Source organism: Mucilaginibacter gossypii (assembly GCF_900100945.1).
GTDB lineage: Bacteria > Bacteroidota > Bacteroidia > Sphingobacteriales > Sphingobacteriaceae > Mucilaginibacter > Mucilaginibacter gossypii.
Genome location: NZ_FNCG01000005.1, coordinates 278,680 through 303,861 on the forward strand (window position 1 = coordinate 278,680; position 25,182 = coordinate 303,861).

Consider the following 25,182-nt stretch of genomic DNA (forward strand, 5'->3'; position numbering starts at 1 on the left):
GTTTGTTTTTTAGTTTTCGATCAGCATTGGCTCTTATTTCTGGATCATGTGTAACAGCCACCTTTGCAGCTAGATTTAATTCTTGTTTAAGATCTCTGTTCGAAAGGATACTTGTTCGCATTTTGCCCTTTATACTAGTTCCCGAAGTATTTTCAAAGGAGCAACCCCAACATATACGGCATATTTTCTGGCATCAGTGAAAGAGTTAAAGTTCTCTGTATATGCAAGTGTCATGCATGCGTTTATTGGACCGATTCCTTTAATGCTTCCCAATATTCGATAGTTAAGAAACAGTGTTTCATTTGACTTTATTAAGGAAATTATTTCGTCCTCTAACTGTTCAATATACTTAAGATTCGATTTTATCTTTTCTGTCGAAATGCGAATAACGGTATCAGACTTATTTATTTTATAATTGTGTTTGCGCTCTTTTATAGTAGCCTTTAGCCCAGCACTTTCCCTTACCAATCTTTTACGAAAGGACAAGAATTGTTTTAATAATAAGATATTAGTATCGATAGGCTGATCAGGCTTTAAACGTTTGATCTTTTCTTCGCCGTATTGACTGATCCGGAAGGAATCGACTTTATCGTTCTTTCCCCTGGTCATACCCATAGATCTTTTAATTTCTAAAGGTGAGATCCGAGAATAGGCAATTGATAATGAATCACAGAATTGAATGAACCGATATTCATAACCGCCAGTGTGTTCCATTACGATGAATGTTTTACAAAGACTAATGGCGTTTACCTTGCACCATTTTTTAAATTCAGCAAAGCCTTTGCTATCATTATTGATTTTCAAGTGCAGACGTAACTCTGCGCAACTGATGTCTAATGTCAATTTTGAAACATCAACACCCAAGATAAAACTGTAGTTTTCCATGTTTGTATTTTTTAGTTAATTGAAATTGTCTTTTGCCAAAAACCTTTGTTGATTCAAGGAAAATATTCTAGCTGGGCCTTAGACAATTATGGGCAGGGGACTTATACAACCGAAAGTTCTATAAAACTATTTTGTACTGTAGTGCACCCCTGTCCTTAATTTAACGTTCTTAACAAACTTCTTAGTTCTTAACACCCCCTTGCAACCCCCACTTCAACAACGGTAAAAAACAACTACGTTGCTTTCTTCAAGAACAAAGGTTTTGTACAAACGCCTGTGGCGATAAACGCAGAAAGGGGCGGGAGGCTAAAATCGGCGATTTCACTGCTGGGCGCTGAAGTGAAAGATGCAAGTGTTAATAGCTGTAAGGAACATATAAAACGGGGATTGATTGATGCTGTAGCAGGCATGTTTGCCGGAGAATACGTTGATAGTACAATAGCTCACGGGAGGAAAGACTCAAGCGCTGTCAGGATCACTACGGCTTTTAAAAGGCTGATTTTTGCAGAATATAAAACATTGAAAAAGCCCTCTTCATATGCTTCGGCTTTAAATATATCTACCCCATATCTTAACGAAGCGGTTAAAGAAATATCCGGACAAACGGTTAGTTACTGGATTCAGAATATGATCATGTTTGAAGCAAAGCGCCTGCTGATTTATACCGATAAAACCATTAAGGCCATTGCTTATGAATTGGGTTACGCCGATTACGTCTATTTTTCGAAGATGTTCATTGGGATGGTAAAGATGTCGCCGGGGGCTTTCCGTAAAAAATACCGCTAATTGTACATGTACTTCCGCTATTACTGCATTGTTTAAGCTTGAAACAGTTTGTTGCTTTGTGATAAATCAAATCATTATAAAACAACAAATTAACCATGGAAAACTTAAAAAATGTAGTGCTGGTACACGGCGCGTTTGCAGACGGATCTGGCTTTAAAGCACTCTATCAAATCCTTACTAAAAAAGGTTATAACGTATTGGTGGTGCAAAACCCGCTAAGCTCATTGGAAGATGATGTAAAAGCAACCCATGTTGTATTAGACAAGATTAGTGGCCCCGCCATCCTTGCCGGGCACTCGTGGGGTGGCGCTGTAATTACCGAAGCCGGTAATCATCCAAATGTAGCTGCGCTGGTGTATATCGCGGCTTTTCAGCCGGATAACGGCGAATCAGCACTGCAGTGGCTGCAAACCGCACCACCTGCACCGGAAAACGGCGTGTTACCTCCCGATGAAAAAGGCATTGTATACTATGATAAAGACAAGTTTCACGCTGGATTTTGCGCTGACATTGATGCCGATGAAGCCGCTTTTATGTATGCATCACAAGGTGCATTTTACGCAAAAGGTTTTGTTTCGCCGATAACTGACGCGGCCTGGCGTCATAAACCGGCTTATGGTTTAATTGCTACCGAGGATAAAAGTATCAATCCGGATATTCAACATGCTATGTATAATCGATCAAACACTATTGTAACCGAGGTAAAAGGCAGCCATGTGATTTTTATGTCGCAACCAGAGATTGTTGCCGATGTGATTATTGAAGCAGCCAGAAAAGCTTCGGAAGTGTAAAAAAAACAGTTTAAATACTGTATGAACATCCGTGTGCATTAAACCGTATGCGGATGTTTTGTTTAAAACCTCATCAATCTGCCTTATCTTTAGCACCAAAAATTAATGAAGTTAATTGTTTCCGACCATAAAACCGGCGGCGATCTGTTACTGATCAGCGGGGAAGAAAATTTTGACCGTTTCTTTTATACCCGTGATAAAACAAAGAAGTACTTTACCATAGCCTGGAATACCGGCGCGAGTCAAATAATCAATATAGATGGTGCAGATCATGTATTTAACGGGAATACGCTGTTACCGCTCATGTTCGACCAAACCTTTACGTTCGAAAGGTCGGCTAATATCATCGCCTGGCAATTTAACAGGGAGTTTTATTGTTTGATAGACCATGATACCGAAGTAAGCTGCGTAGGTTTTCTTTTTGGGATGGGCGATCTGCTGTTCATTCCTCTGGATGATCCCAGCCAATCGAAGCTTAAAGTACTGCTTGATATTTTTACGCAGGAACTGCATATTAAAGATAAAATTCAGAATGACATGCTGATCATGCTGTTAAAGCGGCTGATCATCATGGTAACTCAGATGGCCCGTACAGAATACATTCCCGCAGAAAATAACCAGGATCAAAAACTGGATATCTTCCGGAAATTTAACCTGCTGGTTGAAATGAATTTCAAAAACGAGCATTCGGTTAACTTTTATGCGGGACTGATGAATAAATCGCCCAAAACGCTCTCAAATATTTTCTCCCTTTATAACGACAAAACGCCGCAACAGGTGATCCAGGCGCGTATTATTGTTGAGGCGAGGCGGTTGTTGAGCTACACCACAAAGTCGGTTAAGCAAATTACTTATGAACTGGGTTTTGAAGATCCTGCCTATTTCTGTAATTTTTTCAAACGACATACCAGGCAGTCGCCCGCAGAGTTCAGAAATGGGAAAGCGCAGCCGGTGGCAGCGTAAAAGGAAGCAAATGTGTTGAACTAAAAAGGTAAAAAGTGGGGGAGGTGCGATTCCCTCTCCTGGTAGGGTGTAGGGAGGGGTTTCATAGCCCGATATATCCGTTACATGGCGTACAAACCCCTCCCTGCCACCGCGCAAACCAGCCGCACCCCTCCCCAAGGGAGGGAATTGAAGAACTTTCCCAACTCATTTAAGCCATTCGGGAAGAAATTACAATCTTTCGGGAAGCGGCGACATTTCCCACCTGCCGCATTTGGGGCACTTTTGTATTGTTAAATCAAATACAACATTTAAGATAAAACAATATGAAAACTCCAACATTGAAAAACAGAATTAAAATAGGTCTACTTAGCCTGGCATTAACCTTTGCAGCCGTATTAGGTTTTACTATTTCATCACAGGCCCAGGCCGTAAAAAATGTAGTGCTGGTACACGGCGCATTTGCTGATGGATCTGGCTATAAGGCATTATACAATGAACTTACCAAAAAAGGATATAATGTTACAGTGGTGCAAAACCCACTCTCTTCTTTGGAAGACGATGTTAAAGCTGTAACAATAGCATTGGACAAACAAGACGGACCTGCGGTATTGGTAGGCCATTCATGGGGCGGTACGGTAATTACCGAAGCAGGTAACAACCCAAAAGTAGCAGCCCTTGTTTATATCGCGGCACTGCAGCCAGATAAAGGTGAAACATCTGTTCAATGGTTGCAAACTGCTCCTCCTGCTCCTGAAAATGGTGTTCTGGCACCTGATGATAAAGGCATTGTTTATTATGACAAAGCTAAATTCCATGCCGGTTTTTGTGCCGATATAAGCAAAGAAGATGCTGATTTCATGTATGCTTCACAAGGTGCCTTTTATGCAAAAGGATTTGGCACCCCTATCACTAATGCAGCCTGGAAAACTAAACCTGCTTATGGCATAGTTGCCACTGAAGATAAAAGCATCAATCCTGATATAGAACGTGCTATGTACAAACGTTCAAATACAATAATAACTGAAATAAAAGGAAGCCATGTGGTTTTCATATCGCAACCTAAAGCAGTTGCCGCTGTAATTATAAAAGCAGCCGAAAATGCTTCTGTAAAAAAATAAGCTATCGGTAGCTTTTAAAAACTCAAAAACCGGGTGCCGATATTGGCATCCGGTTTTTTTATTGCCAACTGTTATTTTCCCCTTTAGGGGGTTAGGGGGCTAAAACTATACCCTTCCTTGCTCCAAGCCTCCAATGCCCTGGGCAGTACATACTCCAATCGATCAAAAGCTTTGATGCTGTCATGAAATACTACCATCGATCCTGCTTCGGTATATTTAAGCACTCCTTTTAAGCAATCTTCAGGTTTAAGGGCCGCATCAAAATCGCCGCTGAGCACATCCCACATAAAAATATTCAGATTGGGTTTCGCTGCTTTCAGCGCGCGGGCCTGTGACCTTTTTATCCTTCCGTAAGGGGGCCGAAACAACGATGTATCCAGCAATTTATCGGCCTGTAAAAAATTATCAACATAGGTTTGGGTATCGGTTTTCCATCCTTTAAGGTGATTGAAAGTATGGTTGCCAATGGCATGGCCACCGGCTTTTACCTGTTCAAAAATATCGGGGTGCTTGCGTACATTGTCGCCAATGCAAAAAAAGGTGGCTTTGGCATTGTATTGTTTTAAAATATTTAATACAGCCGGTGTAACAATTGGTATAGGGCCGTCGTCAAAAGTGAGATAAATGCAACGGTCAGTTGATTTTATATCCCAGGTAAGTTGGGGATAAAGCTTTTTCAGCAGCCACGGGGTTTTAACCAGGTACATACAGATGAGGTAGTTTGTGTTTTATCCCTATTAACAACATTTAACAAAAATAAACACTGCAATGTAATGAACAGTTGCTTACCATTGTATAGAAAAACCTTATGAAACTAAAATTATTACTATCAGTTAAAGCAACGCTCATTTGCACAATAATATTTTCGGTTTGCGGCATTAATGCCGGCGCGCAGGAAGTAATAGGCTTGCAAAAGGCGGTAGACCTGGCCCTTGAACGTAACCTTACCATTAAACAGGCCGAATTTACAGCTGCCATCACCAACGAAGATCTTAAACAGTCGAAATATAATCAACTGCCAAATTTAGCCGTAAGCCCACAGGGCTCATTCAACTTTGGCCGTAATATCGACCCTTCAACCAACCAGTTCAGCAACCAGCGCATCCTGGCGGTTAATGGTAACTTTACCTCGCAGGTAACACTGTTTCAGGGCGGGCAATTGCGTAATACAGTAATTCAGAACAAGATTTTGCTTGATGCTGACAAAACCAACGTTGCCAAAGTAAAAAACGACCTGATATTGAACGTGGTTACTACCTACCTGCTGGTGCTAACCAACCAGGATTTGGTAAAGGCTGCGCAACAGCAAATTGATGTATCAAAAATAGCTTTGGACCGCGCCCAGAAAAGCTTTGATGTGGGTAATCAAACCCTTGCCGATCTGTCGCAAGCCAAAGCGCAGCTATCAACCAACGACCTTAACTATACCAATGCCGAAAATCAGCTGGAGCAATCCTTATTGACCCTAAAGCAATATATGGAGATGGATCCCGGCACTGATATTAGAGTTGAAAGGCCCGACATCAGTAAGTTAAACAATGTGAAAACTGTATACGATGCCCAGGAAGTTGTAAAAACCGCTCTTGCAGTAAACCCAGATGTGTTATTGGCTGAGCAACGTCAAAAAGCTGCGGCGCAGGGTGTTAAAATAGCAAGAGGCAACTACTATCCGTCGGTAGTATTATTTGGTGCTGCCGGTTCATACTTTTCTGATGCCAAGAACACGCCATTTGGTGTTACTCCAACAGGCAGATTTGACACTATTGGTTTTGTGCAAAATTCGCAACAGGCGGTTGTAGTGCCTAACTATAAAGTTGGTTATAAAAGCAACCCATTCTTCAGGCAACTGAGCGATAATTTTAACCAATCTGTAGGGGTGAGTTTACAGATCCCGATTTTCAACAGGTTTCTGTCACGCACAGCGGTTAGGAAAGCAAAACTGCAAAATCAAAATGCCGAGGTTACAGCGCAACTGGCCCGCAACAATTTGAGCAAGATTATCTACCAGGCGGTATGGGATTTACAGGCGGCTGATAAGCGTTATGCATCGGCAACGCAAACTTATAACGCAAATAAAGATGCGTTTAATATTATCCAGCAACGCTATACAGTAGGTTTGGTTAACTCGCTTGATTATAATACATCGCTAACCAATCTTAACAAATCGCAGTTTGATATGATTGAGGCGCAATACCAGGTGATTTTCAGAAGCAAAGTCATTGACTATTATTTAGGTAACCCTATAACACTTTAATAAAATCTTAACCGTAAAATATCCAAATTCACCGTCATGGGAAAAACTACTAAATATATTCTGATAGGTCTTGGCGCACTGATTGTCCTGCTGATCATTGCTAAGGTTACGGGCCTGATAGGCAAGCCCGCGCTAACCCAGGTAGCTACCGAAAAGGCCGAAACACGCGAAATAAATGAAACCGTATCGGCCAGCGGAAAGATCAAACCACATGTTGAGGTTAAGATAAGCCCCGAAGTATCGGGCGAGGTGGTTGAGCTGCCAATAAAAGAGGGTGATGTGGTTAAAAAAGGCCAATTGCTTTGTAAGATCAGGCCCGACATTTTAAAGTCAGGTTATGACCGGGCTATAGCATCGTACAATACCCAAAAAGCAAGCGTAGGTAATTCAAGCCAAATGCTTAAACAAGCCGAAGCTACTTATGCTAACCAGGCCGGTATTTACAAGCGCAGTAAAGAGCTTTATGATAAAAAAGTGTTAACGGTTTCGGAATTTGAAAATGCCAAAGCTGCATATGAAGGCGCTAAAGCATCGCTTGAAGCTGCCAAGCAAAATGTGGTAGGCTCGCAATATGGCCTGGCACAATCACAGGCATCAGTTAAGGAAGCACAGGATAACCTCGCGAAAACAACTATTTACTCGCCGGTTGACGGGGTGGTTTCAAAGCTATCTGTTGAAAAAGGTGAGCGCGTTTTGGGTACCCAGCAATTTGCCGGTACCGAGATCATGACTATCTCTGATCTAAGCAAAATGGACGTGAATGTTGATGTGAATGAAAACGACATCAACCGCATTTCCCTTGGCGATTCATCAAAAATTGAAGTAGACGCATTTTTAGGCAAGAAATTTACCGGTGTGGTAACTGAAATAGGCAGCTCGGCAAACGTGGTGGGTACATCTGCCGACCAGGTAACAAACTTTACTGTAAAAGTGAGGATCAATGCCGATTCATATGCCGCACTGTTAAAGAAAACAGCCGATAATCCATCACCTTTCCGTCCGGGGTTAACAGCCACTGTTGATATCAGCACTAATTCGGCCAAAGCGCTGTCGGTACCAATCCAATCGGTAACCACCCGCGAGGAAAAGAAAGAAAATAACGGCCCGCCGAAAGCTGATGAGGATAAGAGTAAACCACAAATCAGCCCGGTAGCCAAAGAATATGTATTTGTACTAAACGCGGGTAAGCTTAAACAGGTACAGGTAACTACGGGTATCCAGAACGATAGTTACATCCAGATCTTATCCGGCCTTAAAGGTGGCGAAGAAGTTGTATCAGCTCCATATTCGGCTATTTCAAAAACGCTTAGCGATGGGCAAGCTGCTCAGAAAGTAGATAAGTCAAAACTATTTAACGCCGATAATACTAAGTAATTGATATGCGGATGTGCAGATTTCAAATGTACAGATGAATTAGATTTTCAGACGCCCGGCTTAGCCCGGGCTTTTTTGTGAACGGAATTTCCGATGATTAAACCCATCGTTAAAAATGGGCGCGAGTTTAAGATGAACGGCGGTCATAGCCCTGCCGTCCATGCTTCGACGGGCTCCTGCTTGATAGGCCTCTTTTTGTTATTTTACCTTCACTGTTCGCCGGTTTTCGACACCTGGGATGACCAACCTTTCGACAACTATATATAGTAACTTACCGGCAATTTAAAAAAGCATATAACTCACATGCTTCAACACCTGGCGTAATTTTTCGAGGGCGATGCTCATCTGGCGCTCTACTGTTTTAGGGGAGATATTAAGCTGTACGGCAATTTCGCGATATTTCATATCGCTGAAACGGCTCAGTACAAAAATCTCGCGGCATTTTTCGGGAAGGGTAGCTATGGCAGCTTCTATCTGCAGGGCGAGTTCTTTTTCCTCCAGTCCGTTTTCGAGCGTATTGCGCAACTCATCAAACAAGTTGTTTTTTTCGAGGTAATTAACGTAAAGGTTTTCTATTTTCTGGCGCTTAAGGTAGTTAAGGCTTCGGTTTTGCACCATTTTAAAAAGATAGGAACTTACTGATGAGCAAAAATTGACCTCATGCCCGCGCTCCCACAGGTGGGTGAATACATCGGCAGTAATTTCTTCGGCAACGGTTAAATCGTTTACAAAACGATTGGAGAACAAAGTTAAGCGGGTATAGTATAGCCTGAACAGGGTTTCAAACGTTTTCGCGTCACCCTGTGTAAATGAGGTTATAGGTAGTTTGTTTTCCTGGATCATTAATCCCGCCTTTAATTAATCCGAATACTTTTTAAAAAACTTTAACAAGTTACAGAGTTTTTCATTCTGTATCAAATTTAATATGGAAATAATGAAAAGCTAATCACAAACATTCTGTAAAAAAACAGTTACGCGTAATATGAAGGGGACGTTCAGGTTACTCGCCGAATAAAATTGAAAAATATTTCTTTTCGTTTTGAGGGTATCTGTTTTTTCGATTGTCTTAACGATAATATTACAAATGGATAACGAAGAAGTAAAACTGCTACTGGTAAAATACATAACCGGCGAAGCTACCCCACAGGAGCTTGAGCAGGTTAAACAATGGATAAGTGCGCACCCCGAAAACGAGCAGTATTTTGTACAACTGTATGAAACCTGGCATAACATGCTTTACCTGCAGCCAGCGGTTGTAAATAAAGACAATGCCTATAATAAACTTTCGACCGGTATAGAACCAGCGGAGCCGTCGCGCTATGCAAGACTGATCACCTGGGGCAAAGTGGCAGCGGCTATTGCTTTACTGGCAGCGGTTACGGCTACCTTATATAACAGGTATTCAAAAAATGCAGAAAGCGTAAGGCAAATAGCCGCTAACCCCGGCGCCATTAAAAAAATTGTTTTGAGCGATGGCACGCAGGTTTGGCTTAATGCAGGCAGCAAGCTTAATTATACGGCCGATTTTGGTAAAACAACCCGTACCGTTTACCTGGAAGGCGAAGCGTTTTTTGATATCGCTCCGGGTAAAAAAGAGGTCCCTTTTATTGTAAATACAAAAAACTATACCATAAGGGACATCGGTACAAAGTTTAATCTTAAGGCCTATGCCTCCGACCCGTTTTTTGAAACCACAGTAGTAAAAGGCGAGGTATCTGTAGAGGGAAATGTAGATAACAACGCGCATGAAATGAGCCGCATTTATGTAAAGCCACGGCAGGTGCTCCGGATCTATTATCACCCCAAAAAAGAGAATTACAGCTACGCAACCCCCGAGCCCAAAAGCCTGAACGAGATCCAGGTATCAGAGATTGATTCGGCAAAGCTTGATCGTTATGACGGCTGGAAGGAAAACCTGCTGGTATTTGATGGCGCTACCCTTAGCGAGATAGCTAAAGTGCTTGAACGAAGATATAACGTCACTATTAACATGACCGATGCCGAACTGAGCGGCATTCGTTATTCGGGTAGTTTCAAAAACATTCAGAGCATTGAAAAAGTGCTGGCAATTATAAAAGCTAATACCGCTATCAATTATTCGATAAATGGCAATACAGTAAACATTACGCGAAACAACAATAATGATTAACGACTAAAAAAACAAAAAGGAAACTATGATCAAAAACTAACATTCTCTTTTACATAAAAAAACCCGGATGTGCTACCAACACGCCCGGGCCTAAAGCAATCAAAGCTAATACCCTACGCTTGGGGAAGCATCGTATTAACTGATTAACAAACAAATTTATGATTAATTTTTACAGAAAGTCCGCTCTGGCCGTCGGCCCGTGGCAAAAAACGATCAAAATTATGAAGCTGGTAACCGTTCTGCTATTGACGGGCATTATGCAAATACACGCTGCCGCTTATTCACAAAACGTTTACAACTTTAATGTGAACAATATTTCTGTTAAGCAAATGTTTAAGCAGATTGAAAAAAGCAGTAAATACACTGTTTTTTACCGGCTTGACCAGGTTGATGTTGACAGGAAAATAAACGTGGATGTGCAGGACGCGCCTATTGAGTCGGTAATGAAACAGGTGCTTCAAAAACAGCCGCTTACTTTCCAGGTGGTTGATGATATCATCATTATAAAACCTGCCGATGCAAAACCTGTTGTCACGGTAACTGTAACAGGTGTAGTTAAAGATGTGAGCGGTCAGCCCTTACCGGGCGTTAGTGTAAAGCTCAAAGGCAGTAATTTAGGCACAGTTACCGACATTAACGGTAAATATACCCTAACCCTGCCCGACGGTAACGGCTCACTTGAATTTGGCTTTTTAGGCTTTACCACGCAGGTTATTCCGGTAAATGGACAAACCACCATCAACGTAACTTTGCTTGAAGAGTCAAAAGCGCTGAACGAGGTGGTTGTGGTTGGTTATACCACGCAGAAAAAGAAAGACCTTACCGGCGCTGTTGCGGTAGTTAACGTTAAAGACCTTAATAAACAGGCATCGTCATCAGTAAACTCGCAATTGCAAGGCCAGGCATCGGGCGTTACCGTTACCGGGTCAGGACAACCCGGCGAAGAGCCGCAGGTACACATCAGGGGTTTTAATACTTTCGGAAATAATACTCCCTTGTACGTAGTTGACGGTGTGGAAACATATGATGTAAGTACGCTGAACCCTAATGATGTTGAGACCTTCCAGGTGTTAAAAGACGCAAGTTCGGCATCAATATATGGTGCAAGGGCGGCAAACGGCGTTATCATCATCACTACCAAACGGGGCAAGGGCAAAGTAAATATTCAATATGATGCCTACTACGGCACGCAAAGGCCCAAAGGCGGCAATGTCTGGAATACCATTACGCCGCAGCAAATGGCCGATCTGAAACTTACCGCTAAGAAAAATTCGGGCGATAACAGCATTAAAGATGCCTTGTACAACCCAACCGGTACAGGCTCGGCTTTTACACTGCCTGATTATATTACCCCGGCAGGTGCTAAAGAAGGTGACCCATCTGTCGATCCATCAAAATACTATGTAAACCCTTTTTATACATCAGCTGCAGACCTGGGTAATTTTTACAGGATAACAAGGGCCAACAAAGCCGGTACCGACTGGTATCATGAGTTGTTTAAATCGGCCCCGATGAATAGCCACAATATATCGTTGAGCGGCAGTACTGATAACGCCAGCTATTTATTCTCGTTAAATTATTTTAACCAGCAAGGTACACTGATTGATACTTATCTTAAACGGTACACGCTGCGCTCAAATACCACCTATAATGTAACTAAACACATCAGAGTGGGCGAAAACCTAGCTTATTCTATAACCAGGCAGCCGCAGGTAAATGACGGAACATCACATTCGCAGGTCAGCACTAATGACCCGGATGGCGTTATTGCACATGCCCTGCGCGAACAGCCCCTTATTCCTGTTTACGACATTAAAGGTAACTATGCGGGAAGTTACGGTACGGGCCTTGGCGATGCCAATAACCCGGTTGCTATACAGCAGCGTACAAAAAACAACCAGTCAACAAGTTATCGTTTGCTTGGTAACGTATTTGCCGAAGCCGACATTATTCCCGGCCTTACCTTACGTACCAGTTTTGGCGGCGATATCATCAACAGCAACAACCATTCGTTTTCGTTCCCTACATATGAAAACGTTGAAAACTCTTCAACCAATACTTACAGCGAAGGATCAGACAATAGCTACACTTATAACTGGACCAATACCCTTAGCTATCAAAAAGTATTTGGCAAACACAATGTTAACATAGTGGTAGGTACCGAGGCCGTTGAAGATCACGACCGTTATGTTGGCGGCAGCATTCAGGGTTTTTACACTTTTGATCCTGATTATGTAAACCTGTCTACCGGTACCACCAATAAAAACACTTACAGCGGCAAATCTAACAACTCATTATTTTCGGAGTTTGCCCGTTTAGATTATACTTATAACGACCGCTACCTGTTTAACGCCACTATCCGTCGCGACGGCTCATCAAAATTCCCGGTTGACCAACGTTATGGCTACTTCCCGGCATTCAGCGCGGGCTGGCGTATCTCGCAGGAAAACTTTATGAAAAATATTACCTGGCTTACCGACCTGAAGCTAAGAGGCGGCTGGGGTATTATGGGTAACCAGATCAATATGGGCAGTAAAGACGCTTACGTTACGTTCAGTAATGATATTGGCCAGTCGTATTATCCTATCGATGGCTCTCTTAACCTAACTCCGGGCTTTTACCAGGATCAAACAGCCAACCCTCACGCGCTTTGGGAAAAAGATATTAACTCCAACTTTGGCTTTGATGCAACCTTATTTGGCGGCAAAATAGCCGTAACTGCCGATTACTACCGCAAAGACATTAAGGATTTGTTATTTAATGCTACCCAGTTAGGTACAGCGGGCAACGGTGCTTTCCCGGCACAAAACGTTGGTAAAATGAAAACCGATGGTCTTGACCTTTCTGTTACCGGCAATTTCAGGGCCAGCAGCGATCTGAGCTTTAATGCGACAGGTACTTTAACCACTTATAATAATAAAGTATTAAAAGTATCTGATGACAGGGACTACTTTCCTGGTTCTGCAACAAGCAGGTTTGATAACCCAATTACCCGCAGCCAGGTAGGTCATTCTTTAGGCGAGTTTTATGGCTACCAGATCGTAGGCTTCTGGAATTCGCAGGCCGAAATTGACGCAGCCGACAAAGGTGTACAAACCCGCACCGGCGATCCGAATGCTTACTACCAATCAGATGTAAAGGTTGGCCGTTTCAGGTATAAAGACGTAAACGGTGATGGTGTCATTACCGATGCCGACCGTACTTTTATCGGTAATCCAAACCCGAAAGTTACTGCCGGCTTAAACCTGGGTGTAAACTATAAAAACTTTGATGCCAGCGTATTCCTTTACGGCTCATTCGGCAATAAACTATGGAACAGCGTTAAATACTGGCGGGATTTCTATGCTTCATTTGGTACAGCAAAAAGCTATACCGCACTTAATGATTCATGGACGCCAACTCATCAAAATGCAAAGGCACCTATCCAGGAACTTGACGCATCAACCAGCAGCGGCGCTACACCAAACTCATACTTTGTTGAAAACGGCACTTACGTGCGCATGCGTAACGCGCAGGTTGGCTACACCTTTAACATTGCAGGGCTTAAAAAGGCGGGGATCCAAAAGTTAAGGATCTATGTATCGGCAACCAACCTGTTTACTTTAACAGGCTACAGCGGTGTTGATCCTGAACTGAGCGGCAACACCAAAGATTTTGGTATTGACGAGGGTAGTTACGCGAGCCCACGCACCTTTATATTCGGAGTTAATTTTTCATTATAACAGCAATATTTAAACGGATTACAATGAAAGCTAAAAAACTTATTTCCATAGCGCTTTTAAGTATACTATCGCTTGGCGCGTGTAAAAAATCATATCTCGATAAACCTATTAACGGCGCCCTCGAGCCTCAATTTCTCGAAACAGAATCAGGAGCTAATGAACTGCTTGTAGGTGCTTATGCAGTGTTGGATGGCCAGCAGGGCGGCGACGCCTCGGTAGGCGGCGGCGGTGCGTGGGAAGCCTCGCCGGATAACTGGGTATATGGCGGTGTAGTAGGCGGAGATGCATCAAAAGGCAGTATAGCCGGCGATCAGCAACCGATAGAACCAATGATGAAATACAACGCCGATGCCAGCAATGGTTTTTTTGACAGCAAATGGCGGGCCGATTACGAGGGGGTATCACGCACAAACAACACCATCAAAATAACCAATAAGGTTACTTCGATATCAGCCTCAAACAAAACCAATATACTTGCACAGGCCCGTTTCTTAAGAGCGCATTATTACTTCGACCTGAAAAAGATGTTTAATAATGTGCCCTATCTTGATGAAACAACAACCGACATTAATCAACCCAACAATACAGATATCTGGCCAAAGATTGAAGCGGATTTCAAATACGCTTACGACAATCTGCCTAATATCCAAACCGAAGTTGGCCGCGCCAATAAATGGGCTGCCGGTGCATACTTAGGTAAAACATACCTGTACGAGCATAAATATGCTGAAGCAAAGGTTGTATTTGATGCGGTTATTGCGCAGGGTGTAACTTCCGACGGTAAAAAGTATGCACTTAACGCTAAATTCAACGACAATTTCAGAACGGCTACCAACAACAGCGCCGAATCTGTTTTTGCCGTTCAGGCTGCTGCCAATACCGATCCTAACGGCCCGTCGCAGGCAAATAACGGCGATATGCTTAACTTTCCGTATGGCAATAGCAGCCCGTTTAGCTGCTGTGGTTTTTACCAGCCATCAATTGACCTTGTAAATCATTTCCGCACCAATTCAACTACCGGCTTACCATATCTTGACGATTATAACAGCCACGCTATAAAAACAGATATGGGCCTGGCATCGGCCGACGATTATACTCCTGACGCAGGTACTATTGACCCGCGCCTTGACTGGACTGCCGGTCGCCGCGGGATCCCTTATCTTGACTGGGGCTTACATCCGGGAGCCGACTGGATCCGAGATCAGCAGTACGGCGGCCCTTATTCGCCTATCAAAAACGTTTACGGCCAGGCCGAGCAGGATGTAAACGGCGATAACACCTCATGGGCGCCAGGCTCAGGCATCAATTATAACATTATTCGTTACGCCGATGTACTGTTAATGGCCGCTGAGGTTGAAGCACAGGTTGGTAGCCTTGATAAAGCCGAAAGCTATGTAAACATGGTGCGTAACCGCGCAGCTAATCCTGAAGGTTTTGTACACAAATACAAAGACAATGATGACCCTACAGCAGGTTTCACCACTCAGGCAGCAGCTAACTATAAAGTGAGCCCTTATCCCGGCGGTGCCTTTGCCAGCAAAGATTTTGCGCTTAAAGCCATTTATTTTGAGCGTAAAATTGAGCTTGCCATGGAAGGTCATCGCTTTTTTGACCTTGTACGCTGGGGCATTGCCGATACCGAGCTTAATGCTTACATAGCATATCAAAGTACGTTGACCAGTGATGTAAAAGGCGGTAAATTTATTAAAGGTAAAAGCGAATATTTCCCGATACCGCTGGTAGAGATTGACTTAAGCGCTAAGGGCGGCACACCGCAATTGAAACAAAATCCGGGCTATCATTAATTAAAGCTGAAAGCAAAATGCGCAAAGCTAAAAGCTAATAAACTGGTGTTCAGTTGGTAACAGGAAAATGCAAAATTATAAATAACCTGACAACTTATCGGGAAAGCATACTTCCCGGTAAGTTTATTATCTTGCCTTAACATCCCTGCTTCTGAAAAGCTGATTATAAACATTTTTAAACCCATTTATGGACAAATCATCATCGCGGTTTTTATCGCTGGATGTATTTCGTGGCATGACTTTATGCTTCATGATCATTGTAAATACGCCGGGCAGCGGAGCAGCCCCTTTTTCGCCACTTGAACATGCCGCATGGCATGGCTTCACCCCCACCGATCTTGTGTTTCCTTCTTTTTTATTTGCAGTAGGCAACGCCATGAGCTTTTCAATGAAACGCTACCAGGAAATGGGCAACTCGGCTGTGCTAAGCAAAGTTTTCAGGCGTACCCTGCTCATATTTTTAATAGGTTACCTCATGTACTGGTTCCCTTTCTTTTCAACAAGCGGCGGGCATTTTCATCTAAAAACAATTACCCATACCCGCATTATGGGTGTTTTGCAACGCATTGCCCTGTGTTATTGCTTTGCCTCGCTCATGATCCATTTCCTGTCCAAACAAACGGTTTTCATTTTATCGGGGTTATTTCTGGTGATCTACTGGATCATCCTGCTGGTGTATGGCAACCCAGCCGACCCTTTGAGCATGACCGGCAATGCAGGCATCTACCTTGATAAATTTTTGTTCGGGCCTGATCATTTATATCACGGCGAGGGTATTCCGTTCGATCCGGAAGGCGTATTAAGCACGTTACCGGCAATTGTTAACGTTGTAGTTGGATACTATGCAGGTAAATTTATCCAGCAAAAAGGTAAGGGATATGATACCACCACCAAATTGCTGTTAACCGGCTGCCTGTTCATCTTCCTGGCCTTATGCTGGAACATGGTTTTCCCGATCAATAAAAAACTGTGGACAAGCTCCTTTGTGCTGGTAACCACCGGGTTGGATTTAGTGATCCTCTCAGCCTTGATATATGCTTTGGAAATTAATAATTGGAATAAAGGCAATTGGGCCCGTTTTTTCACCACCATGGGGAAAAATCCGCTGCCTATATATGTGCTATCCGAAATACTGCTGATCCCGGTAAGTATGATCATGATAAACGGCACAAACGCTGTCGATTGGATCAACACCGCTTTTTACCAGGCTATAGCGCCCGGCCCGATTGGATCATTGCTATTCGCTATCAGTTTTATGATGATTTGCTGGCTGGTTGCCTACATCCTCGACAAGCGGAATATCTATATCAGGGTGTGATTGGAATTTTGGATTTCGAATGTTCGATTTCGGATTTTTTTTGGGGTTTCATCGATTGATTTTTGATTTCACCGATTTTGTCTGAACAGGAATTTTAAGGAATTAAATAATTACAGAACGCTCTGCAAATTCAAAAAAGAATCTAAAAATTCTTTTAAAATTTGAGTTCAGACAATATACTGGTCATCCTCAAATCCTAAAAATCATGGTTCAGAAAATATACTTCTTAATATTATTTAAAAAGTTTAATTTGCGTACATCCAATTAAATAACAATTCTTTATGAAGAAATTATCCTTATTGCTTTGCGGCTGTATGGCACACCTGCTTTCTGCGGCCCAAACAACCAAACCGGCACTCGCGCTTATTCCGCAACCGGTAAAAGTTACCCAAACTACCGGCCAGTTTGTGCTGCCCAAAACAGTAATTGTAGAAGCCGGTTCATCTGCCGATGTGGCAAATGTAACTGCCTATCTTAAAAGAAAACTGTCTACTGCTACGGGTGTATTCATCACCGTAAAAAGTGTAGCGCCGACAGCGCCCATCAGGCTGATTCTAAATAAAACAGCCGATACAGTTCTCAAAACCGAGGGGTATAAATTATCCGTAACCTCTAAAAAAGTAGTGATCCACGCTAATGATGCCGCGGGACTATTTTATGGCGTACAGACGTTTTTCCAGCTGTTGCCTAAAGAAATTGAAGGACTGGAAGTAGCCAAGGGCGTAAAATGGACTGCACCCGCGGTTGAAATTACCGACTATCCAAGGTTTGGATGGAGAGGGTTGATGTTTGATGTATCACGCCACTTTTTTACCAAAGCCGAGGTTAAGCAATACATCGATGCCATGGTTAAGTATAAATTTAACCTGCTGCATTTACACCTTACCGATGATGAAGGTTGGCGCGTGGAGATCAAAAGCCTGCCAAGATTAACCGAAGTAGGATCGCACAACGTAAAAAAAGTAGGCCAGTTTGGTACGTTTACTCCACCTACACCTGATGAGCCACGTACCTACGGCGGTTTTTATACCCAGGAAGATATCAAAGAGTTGGTACAATACGCCAAAGACAGGTTTGTGAACATCCTGCCCGAAATTGACGTACCGGGCCATAGCCTCGCTGCGATAGTTGCCTACCCTGAGCTTTCATGCACTCCGGGTGCCGATAAATATGTGGTGAACTCCGGCGAGCCTTTCATGGATTGGAGCGGCCCGCATAACCGCGCTATTGTCGACAATACCCTTTGCCCTGCCAACGAAAACGTTTATACGTTTATGGATAAAGTTATTACCGAAATTGCACAGTTGTTCCCCTTTGGCTATATCCATTTAGGGGGTGATGAGTGCGCCAAAAACTTCTGGGAGCAAAGTGATGCCATCAAAGCATTAATGGCCAAAGAAAACCTGAAAACAATGAGCGAAGTACAGGCTTATTTCGAAAAGCGACTTGAAAAGATTGTAGAATCGAAAGGCAAAAAATTCATGGGTTGGGACGAGATCATTGAGGGCGGTCTGGGCCCTAATGCAGCTGTGATGAGCTGGCGGGGTATTCAGGGAGGTATCACCGCTGCTAAAGCAGGCCATGAGGTGGTCATGAGCCCAACAACGTTCGCTTACCTTGATTACATGCAAAGCGACCGTGTAAACGAAACCAAGATCTATGCCACACTTCGCTTAAACAAAACTTACTCTTGGGAGCCTGTACCTGATAGTGTTGATGCACGCCTCATTAAAGGCGGTCAGGCCAACTTATGGACCGAGCAGGTATACAACATCCGCCAAGCCGAATATATGACCTGGCCACGCGGCATGGCTATTGCCGAGGATGTATGGTCGCCAAAAGGAACTAAAAACTGGGACGGATTTTTTAGCCGGGTTGAGAAACATTTCCCGCGCTTTGATGAAGCCGAAACCAAGATAGCCCCAAGCGCTTACGATCCATCATTTGATGCAGTGTTGAATCCTGACAGCACGTTAAAAATCACACTAACAAATGAGGTAAACGGGCTGGACACTTATTACAGCTTCGACAACTCGTTCCCCGACAGGTTTTATCCAAAATATACAGCGCCGATAGATGCCCCTAAAGATGCAACCACGCTAAGGGTGATCACTTATCGTGGTAAAAAGCCAATAGGCCGTATGGTTACCATGCCATTGGCTGAGTTGAAGAGCAGGATTAAGAAGTAAGAATAATTCATAAATAGAAAGCCCTCCGGATTGAATTTCGGAGGGCTTTCGTGTTTAAGTACGCTTATACTATCGCCAACGCCCGGCTCCAGCCGAGTGTTTACTATTAAGCGGCCTCTGGCCGCCGAAGTTCTGTTATTTTCTTGCGCTCGTTTGCAACGAGCGCTTAATATGGTTCGGCGATTGCATCGCGGATATCGCATTACAAACGAGCGCAAGGTATGTTCGCTTCGGCGGCCAGAGGCCGCTTAATAGTTGCCACTCGGCTGAAGCCGGGCCGCGGCGGGCTTTTTCTATTGGCGTTATTTTTATTTCAGCTCCGGAAATTTGGTAGCCTCAAAAATACTTTTCTCAGTAGCAGCTTTTTCAACATCCTGCCATTTGCGCGGCGCATCTATCGACAGGATTGTGCCCTTGTCTTTACCAATTTGTACGTCATCTTCAATACGTACGCCAATATTCCACCATTTTTTATCGCAGGGGCTGCCGGCAGGGATATAGATCCCCGGCTCAACGGTGATCACCCAGTTCTCTTCCAAATTACCGCGACCGCCTTTGTCATGCACATCAAGCCCTAAATGGTGCGAGCAGCCATGCGGGTAATATTTACGTACTTCTGAAGCATCCTTGATAATACCAAGCTTAATTAATCCGGCCGATAATACTTCTACCGATTTTTGCTCAAGACTTGCATAGGGAACTCCCGCTTTACACAATTTAAAAATCTCTTCCTGCGCATCGTAAACTAATTGGTAAATGGCTTTTTGCTCTTCGGTAAATTTGCCGTTAGCCGGTACAGTGCGGGTAACGTCGGCAGAATAGCCATGATATTCGGCACCAACATCCATGAGTAATAACTGGTTATCAATTTTTGTGGCCGAGTTTTCTTCATAATGCAGGATACAACCATTAGCGCCTGCACCTACAATTGGTGGATAGCCCTCGTCTTCTGCTCCGTATCTTTTATGCACGTAGGTCATGATGCCTTCAACCTCGCGCTCGCTCATATTGGGTTTTACCGATTTCATTACTGCCAGATGGGCAAGGCTTGAGATCTCAACCGCTTTTTTCAATACGGCTATTTCCTCCGGTGTTTTTACGCCGCGGAGTTTTGAAGTAAATTCAGCATATCCGGTGTTACCGCCGTAAGTTGTGCCAATCTTTGCCTTAACATCGGCAAGCGTTGCAGAATCGGGCTTGGCCGCCAATTGTTGTATAAGCGGATTATTCTTGTGATCCTCATCAGCAAACTTATCTTTAAAATAAGTCATGAAACGGGCTAAATTTTGAGGAGTAACCATCCTTGCTATCAAATTAAGATCACTCATAACCTGCCTGTTGGTTTCCGTTATGCCAGCCTTAATTTTAAAAGCTGCGATCAGTTTTTTTAGCTCGCCGGTCGATCCATCGCCGGTAACATCTTCGGGCAGTGCATCATAATACACATTGGCAAACTTTTTAAAATCAACCGGGAATTTCGCGAAATCCTCGCTGTTGTAAACCCGCTTAAAACCAAGCTGCGATTTAGCGCCCTCAAGGCCTAAACGCCTGCCTGTCCATTGCTCACGAGCGGCATCCCGGTGACGTACAAACAGCACCTCGTTATAGCTGCTGTCGCCCACAGCCTGCATTTCTTTAAATACCAACAACACTGAATTGGGTTCTTTATATCCTGAAAAATAATACAGATCGGGATTAGGATGATAAACGTAGTTAACATCGTTCGAAAATACCTGTTCAGGGTACGAGAAGATCACCATCACCGAATTGGCGGGCATCAGGTTGCGCAGGGCCTGGCGTCTTCCGGCATGAAACTCTTTGCTTAAATAATCGGTGGGCAGGTTTTCGGCGGTTTGTCCGAAACAGCGGTTGCCGCCGCCCAGGGCAAGTAAAATTACTAATGCCCGAAAAAATGATCGCGTCATAATGATAAAGGAATAATGTCAGTCAAAAAAACGGTTTAAGATACTAAATATCAGGGATTATCATGCTCACCCTTTTAGGGTGAAAAGATTGATGTGCAAATGAAAAGATTTCAGATGTGCAAATTAGCAAGGACAATATCAACGCTGAAACCAATGGCTACAAAAAAACAACTATGTCATTGCGAGGAGCGGCCCGGGTTTGTGTTCCAGGGGCGACGTGGCAATCTCGTCGCATAGACAGCAAACCGGCATGGCGAATAGCATTGGCTATGAGATTGCCACGCTATCGCTCGCAATGACATATTAAATTTGAACGGTCTACTTAATCTTCCTTGCCGTTACACCTTCATTGGTGATTTTCACCGGCAGGATCTTGCCATCCTTGTCAAAGTACATTTTATCGATACAGGTAACGCGGTGGTTGCCATCAGTTTCGGTTAAGGGGCGGCGGTGGTAAACAATATACCATTCATCCTTCCCCGGCACCTGGATCACGGAGTGGTGCCCTGCTCCTGTGGCTATGCTCGGGTCTTGTTTCAATATTGTTCCGATCCGGTTAAACGGACCAAACGGCGAATCGCCGATTGCATACGCCACGCGGTAATCCGGACCAGTCCAGCCGCCTTCGCTCCACATAAAATAATATTTGCCTTTGCGTTTAAACATCACCGGGCCTTCAACATAATCTTTAGGGGTGATCAGTTTGTAGGTTTCACCATCTTTAAACGGTTCGATACCTGTAAAGTCGTTTTTTAGCTTTACGATATTACATTGGCCCCAGCCACCGTAAATCATGTAGTACTGGCCGTCGTCATCTTTAAACACAAATTGATCTATAGGCTGCGCTTTATTGATGATCTGGCCAATGAGTGGTTTGCCCAAAAGGTCTTTGAATGGGCCTTCAGGTTTATCGCCAACGGCAACACCTATACCGCCAACTTCGTTATTGTTCTGAATATCGTTAGCGCCAAAAAAGATATAGTATTTACCGTCTTTTTCAGTTACTGCCGGAGCCCACATAGCACGTTTAGCCCACTTTACAGCGGCAGTATCGATAATGCGGGGATGCTTAGTCCAGTTAACCAGATCGGGCGATGAAAAGGCATCCATAAATACCTGGTCGTTATATTTAGCCGAATAGGTTGGATATACCCAGTATTGTTTATTGAAGATTTTGGCTTCCGGGTCGGCATACCAGCCTTGAACAATAGGATTACCTGATGTTTTCTTCTCCTGTGCTAATGCCTTATTTTCAGATATGATAATTGCCGCACCAAACGTTGCCAGTAAAACCAGTTTTTTAGGAATGATCATTGGGAAATAGATTTTTGGTCTAAGATATTAAAATAGATAAAACGTTTTAGTAATGAGGTGCGAATTTATTCGGATTGAGACGAATTACACAAATTTTTAAATTGTTGAGCTTTAACTGCCAACGATTAATTCGTGTAATTCGATTAAATTAAATCAACACCCAAAATGGTATTCGTGAAAACTTTTTAATTACCCGTATTCTGCTGTTTCGGCTTCTTTTTACCCCAGCGACGGTTAGGTTTCCTTTTGGCATCTCCTTGAGGCTGTTCGGGCTTCAGGGGTTGTATTGTGGCCAGTTCATCCGGCAGTGCCATCAGCTTTATCGGCTTTTCAATCAGTTTCTCAATATTTTTAAGCTTGCGCTCATCGCGGTGGTTAACGAAGGTTATGGCGGTACCGGTGGTAGCGGCGCGGGCCGTACGACCAATACGGTGAATATAATCTTCCGGATCGCCTGGAACATCGTAGTTGATCACCAGGTCGATGCCCTCCACATCAATGCCGCGCGAAAGGGCGTCGGTACCGATGATAACCGGTAATTGCTTGTTTTTGAACTTAAGCAGGATCTCTTCACGCTCTTTCTGCTCCAGGTCGGAGTGGAAAGACATTGCGTTGATCTTGATCGCCTTAAGTTCTTTGTATAGCGCTTTAACAATTTCCTTGCGCGATGCAAAGATGATGATACTTGTAAATGCCGAATCTTTCAGGATATGCTGTACCAACGGCGTTTTTTGTTGATCATGAACCCGGTAAACCTGCTGATCGATACCAACGGCCGGCTGCGAAATAGCGATATTGATCTGCTCCGGATCTTTCAAAATAGCTTTGGCCAATGAACGGATACGGCCTGGCATGGTGGCCGAAAACAACAGCGTTTGCCTCTCTTTTGGCAGGTAGCTGATAATTTTCATGATATCATCAGAAAATCCCATATCCAGCATCCTGTCGGCCTCATCAAGTACCAAATGTGTAAGGTGATTAAGCTTCAGCACGCCTGATGTAAGGTGGGCGATCAGCCGGCCGGGGGTAGCTACAATAATATTTACATTGTTTTGAATGCCGCGGCGCTGTTGTTCGTAAACAATGCCGTCGCCGCCGCCAAAAACAGCAATAGAGCTGATACCGGTAAAATAGGCAAGGCCTTCAACCTGCTGATCTATTTGCTGGGCAAGCTCGCGGGTTGGGGCAAGTATAAGGGCACTGGTATGGTGTTTATTTGTTTTGCTGATGCTGTTTAAAACAGGAAGCAAATAAGCGCCGGTTTTACCGGTACCGGTTTGAGCGCACGCAATCAGATCGCGCCCCTCCATAATGGCTGGGATGGCCATAGATTGTATGGGTGTGGGGTTTACGAAACCCATGCTCTCTACACCTTCAAATAATTGCTCGTTAAAATTAAAATCCTGGAAAGTCACTATATCTTATAAGTAAATTATGCAAGGTATAAAAATTTAACGGCAAATGAGGGTTTTAGCATTAATTGGGCTTCCTTTAAAGAATCAAAATAAATCTGGTCACCTTTTATATGACACTCAACTTACCTGTACAATCAATTCAAAAATATATTTTTGAAAACCTATGAATATTATCACTCAAACACCACGCTTGCTGATCCGTGAATTTACAGCCGAAGATGAAGAACTTGTTACCACAATAGATGCCGATGACCGGCTTACACAATATGTGAAAAAACGTACTCCGCAAGAGAGTAAACAGGTTTTTAAAGATACGCTGAAGGAATACCAGAACGGTTCGGGCCTGGGCAGATGGGGGATTTTTAATATCACAGATAACGATTTTATAGGTGTTTGCGCCCTTAAACCAAGCGATTACGACAAGAGCCGCATTGAGCTGGGCTACCGGCTGCACCTCAAACACTGGGGACAAGGTATAGCTACCGAACTTGCCGAAGCACTGATCAGTTATGGATTCAATGATATAGGGCTAAAAGAGATTTGCGCCGTTACCCATCCGCAAAACGCAGCATCACAAAGGGTGCTGATTAAAGCCGGTTTTGTACGTGAAGGGATTGTGTTTTGGTATGGGGAAGATGTGCCGTTTTTTAGGGTGAAAAACCCCACCCAACCCTCCCCGGAAGGGAGGGCTTAAAGACATTTATTAAAAGTCTCCCCCATCGGGCGGAGATTTAGAGGGGGTGTAACTCTTTAATAATATCCCTACATCCGTTTTCAATCAGCTCAAAAACCGGTTCAAACTGGTTATCGTCGTAATATGGATCGGGGACAACTTTATCACCTAACAGAAGCTTTACTTTAGCAGTCTGTTTTTCGTTGCGGGCCATATCAAGCACATCGCTCAGGTTATTGTGGTCCATCACAAAAATATGGTCAAACTCGTCAAAGTCTGTAAGCTTAAACTGACGGCAAATCTGTTTGCTGATGTCGATACCATGGTTACGGGCTGCGCGAATGGAGCGTCTGTCGGGAGCTTCGCCTATATGCCATCTTCCGGTACCCGCCGAATCAACATCCCAGCCAAGTCCATTTTCATCTGCCAGGTGCTGCATAACCCCCTCCGCCAGCGGCGAACGGCATATATTGCCCAGGCATACCATTAGTATTTTCATTTTTTTGAGGTAAAAGGCGA

General features: G+C 43.6%; 19 protein-coding genes. 12 read left to right on the forward strand and 7 right to left on the reverse strand.

Annotated elements, in window-relative coordinates; genetic code table 11:
- Window positions 1-129: 129 nt before the first annotated feature.
- Complete coding sequence (locus tag BLS28_RS12905) at window positions 130-885, reverse strand: IS110 family transposase (protein ID WP_256337409.1); 756 nt, start codon at window positions 883-885, stop codon at window positions 130-132.
- Between the two features lie 276 nt (window positions 886-1,161).
- On the opposite strand from BLS28_RS12905, the gene BLS28_RS12910 reads away from it, so the two are divergent.
- From BLS28_RS12910 to BLS28_RS12925, 4 genes are all read left to right on the forward strand, one after another.
- Entirely contained in the window at window positions 1,162-1,671 is a 510-nt protein-coding gene (locus BLS28_RS12910) for a helix-turn-helix domain-containing protein (protein ID WP_091167514.1), read from the forward strand.
- Between the two features lie 95 nt (window positions 1,672-1,766).
- Window positions 1,767-2,462 carry an alpha/beta hydrolase gene (locus BLS28_RS12915; RefSeq protein WP_091167516.1) on the forward strand — a complete coding sequence of 232 codons (696 nt, stop codon included), beginning with the start codon at window positions 1,767-1,769 and terminating at the stop codon, window positions 2,460-2,462.
- Between the two features lie 105 nt (window positions 2,463-2,567).
- On the forward strand, window positions 2,568-3,425 hold the full coding sequence (locus BLS28_RS12920; protein WP_091167521.1) for a helix-turn-helix domain-containing protein: 858 nt from the start codon (window positions 2,568-2,570) through the stop codon (window positions 3,423-3,425).
- Between the two features lie 305 nt (window positions 3,426-3,730).
- Complete coding sequence (locus BLS28_RS12925; protein WP_091167525.1) at window positions 3,731-4,525, forward strand: alpha/beta hydrolase; 795 nt, start codon at window positions 3,731-3,733, stop codon at window positions 4,523-4,525.
- Window positions 4,526-4,608: 83 nt separating this feature from the next.
- Here the strand turns inward: BLS28_RS12925 and BLS28_RS12930 are convergent, their stop codons facing one another.
- Entirely contained in the window at window positions 4,609-5,232 is a 624-nt protein-coding gene (locus tag BLS28_RS12930; protein WP_091167529.1) for a polysaccharide deacetylase family protein, read from the reverse strand.
- A 101-nt stretch (window positions 5,233-5,333) separates the two neighbouring features.
- Between BLS28_RS12930 and BLS28_RS12935 the strand changes: the two genes are divergently transcribed.
- Entirely contained in the window at window positions 5,334-6,779 is a 1,446-nt protein-coding gene (locus BLS28_RS12935; protein ID WP_091167531.1) for a TolC family protein, read from the forward strand.
- Between the two features lie 36 nt (window positions 6,780-6,815).
- Window positions 6,816-8,153 (forward strand): efflux RND transporter periplasmic adaptor subunit, encoded by a 1,338-nt coding sequence (locus BLS28_RS12940; protein ID WP_091167533.1) that lies wholly within the window; start codon window positions 6,816-6,818, stop codon window positions 8,151-8,153.
- Between the two features lie 282 nt (window positions 8,154-8,435).
- Here BLS28_RS12940 and BLS28_RS12945 read toward each other — a convergent pair whose 3' ends face one another.
- The gene (locus BLS28_RS12945; protein WP_091167536.1) at window positions 8,436-8,996 is read right to left on the reverse strand and encodes an RNA polymerase sigma-70 factor; all 561 of its coding nucleotides are present in this window, start codon (window positions 8,994-8,996) and stop codon (window positions 8,436-8,438) included.
- A gap of 241 nt (window positions 8,997-9,237) precedes the next feature.
- On the opposite strand from BLS28_RS12945, the gene BLS28_RS12950 reads away from it, so the two are divergent.
- The 5 genes from BLS28_RS12950 to BLS28_RS12975 all read left to right on the forward strand — a co-directional run bounded on the left by BLS28_RS12950 (window position 9,238) and on the right by BLS28_RS12975 (window position 19,336).
- Entirely contained in the window at window positions 9,238-10,302 is a 1,065-nt protein-coding gene (locus tag BLS28_RS12950) for a FecR family protein (RefSeq protein ID WP_091167538.1), read from the forward strand.
- A 221-nt stretch (window positions 10,303-10,523) separates the two neighbouring features.
- The gene (locus BLS28_RS12955) at window positions 10,524-14,024 is read left to right on the forward strand and encodes a TonB-dependent receptor (protein WP_218134407.1); all 3,501 of its coding nucleotides are present in this window, start codon (window positions 10,524-10,526) and stop codon (window positions 14,022-14,024) included.
- Between the two features lie 23 nt (window positions 14,025-14,047).
- On the forward strand, window positions 14,048-15,829 hold the full coding sequence (locus tag BLS28_RS12960) for a RagB/SusD family nutrient uptake outer membrane protein (protein WP_091167540.1): 1,782 nt from the start codon (window positions 14,048-14,050) through the stop codon (window positions 15,827-15,829).
- Between the two features lie 187 nt (window positions 15,830-16,016).
- Complete coding sequence (locus BLS28_RS12970) at window positions 16,017-17,147, forward strand: acyltransferase family protein (protein ID WP_091167544.1); 1,131 nt, start codon at window positions 16,017-16,019, stop codon at window positions 17,145-17,147.
- Window positions 17,148-17,428: 281 nt separating this feature from the next.
- Window positions 17,429-19,336: a beta-N-acetylhexosaminidase gene (locus tag BLS28_RS12975; protein WP_091167547.1), complete on the forward strand. Its 1,908-nt coding sequence runs from the start codon at window positions 17,429-17,431 to the stop codon at window positions 19,334-19,336.
- A gap of 308 nt (window positions 19,337-19,644) precedes the next feature.
- On the opposite strand, the gene BLS28_RS31155 is transcribed toward BLS28_RS12975, so the two are convergent.
- The 3 genes from BLS28_RS31155 to BLS28_RS12995 form a co-directional block, all read right to left on the reverse strand.
- A complete protein-coding gene (locus BLS28_RS31155; protein ID WP_218134408.1) occupies window positions 19,645-21,261 on the reverse strand; it encodes an aminopeptidase P family protein in 1,617 nt (538 codons plus the stop codon).
- Between the two features lie 318 nt (window positions 21,262-21,579).
- Window positions 21,580-22,575: a glycoside hydrolase family 43 protein gene (locus BLS28_RS12990; RefSeq protein ID WP_091167549.1), complete on the reverse strand. Its 996-nt coding sequence runs from the start codon at window positions 22,573-22,575 to the stop codon at window positions 21,580-21,582.
- A 185-nt stretch (window positions 22,576-22,760) separates the two neighbouring features.
- Window positions 22,761-23,990, reverse strand: a complete 1,230-nt coding sequence (locus BLS28_RS12995) for a DEAD/DEAH box helicase (RefSeq protein ID WP_176844447.1) — start codon at window positions 23,988-23,990, stop codon at window positions 22,761-22,763.
- Between the two features lie 163 nt (window positions 23,991-24,153).
- Here BLS28_RS12995 and BLS28_RS13000 point away from each other — a divergent pair, with 163 nt between their 5' ends.
- Complete coding sequence (locus BLS28_RS13000; protein ID WP_091167552.1) at window positions 24,154-24,684, forward strand: GNAT family N-acetyltransferase; 531 nt, start codon at window positions 24,154-24,156, stop codon at window positions 24,682-24,684.
- 37 nt (window positions 24,685-24,721) lie between these two features.
- Here BLS28_RS13000 and BLS28_RS13005 read toward each other — a convergent pair whose 3' ends face one another.
- On the reverse strand, window positions 24,722-25,162 hold the full coding sequence (locus BLS28_RS13005; protein ID WP_091167554.1) for a low molecular weight protein-tyrosine-phosphatase: 441 nt from the start codon (window positions 25,160-25,162) through the stop codon (window positions 24,722-24,724).
- Window positions 25,163-25,182: the final 20 nt, after the last annotated feature.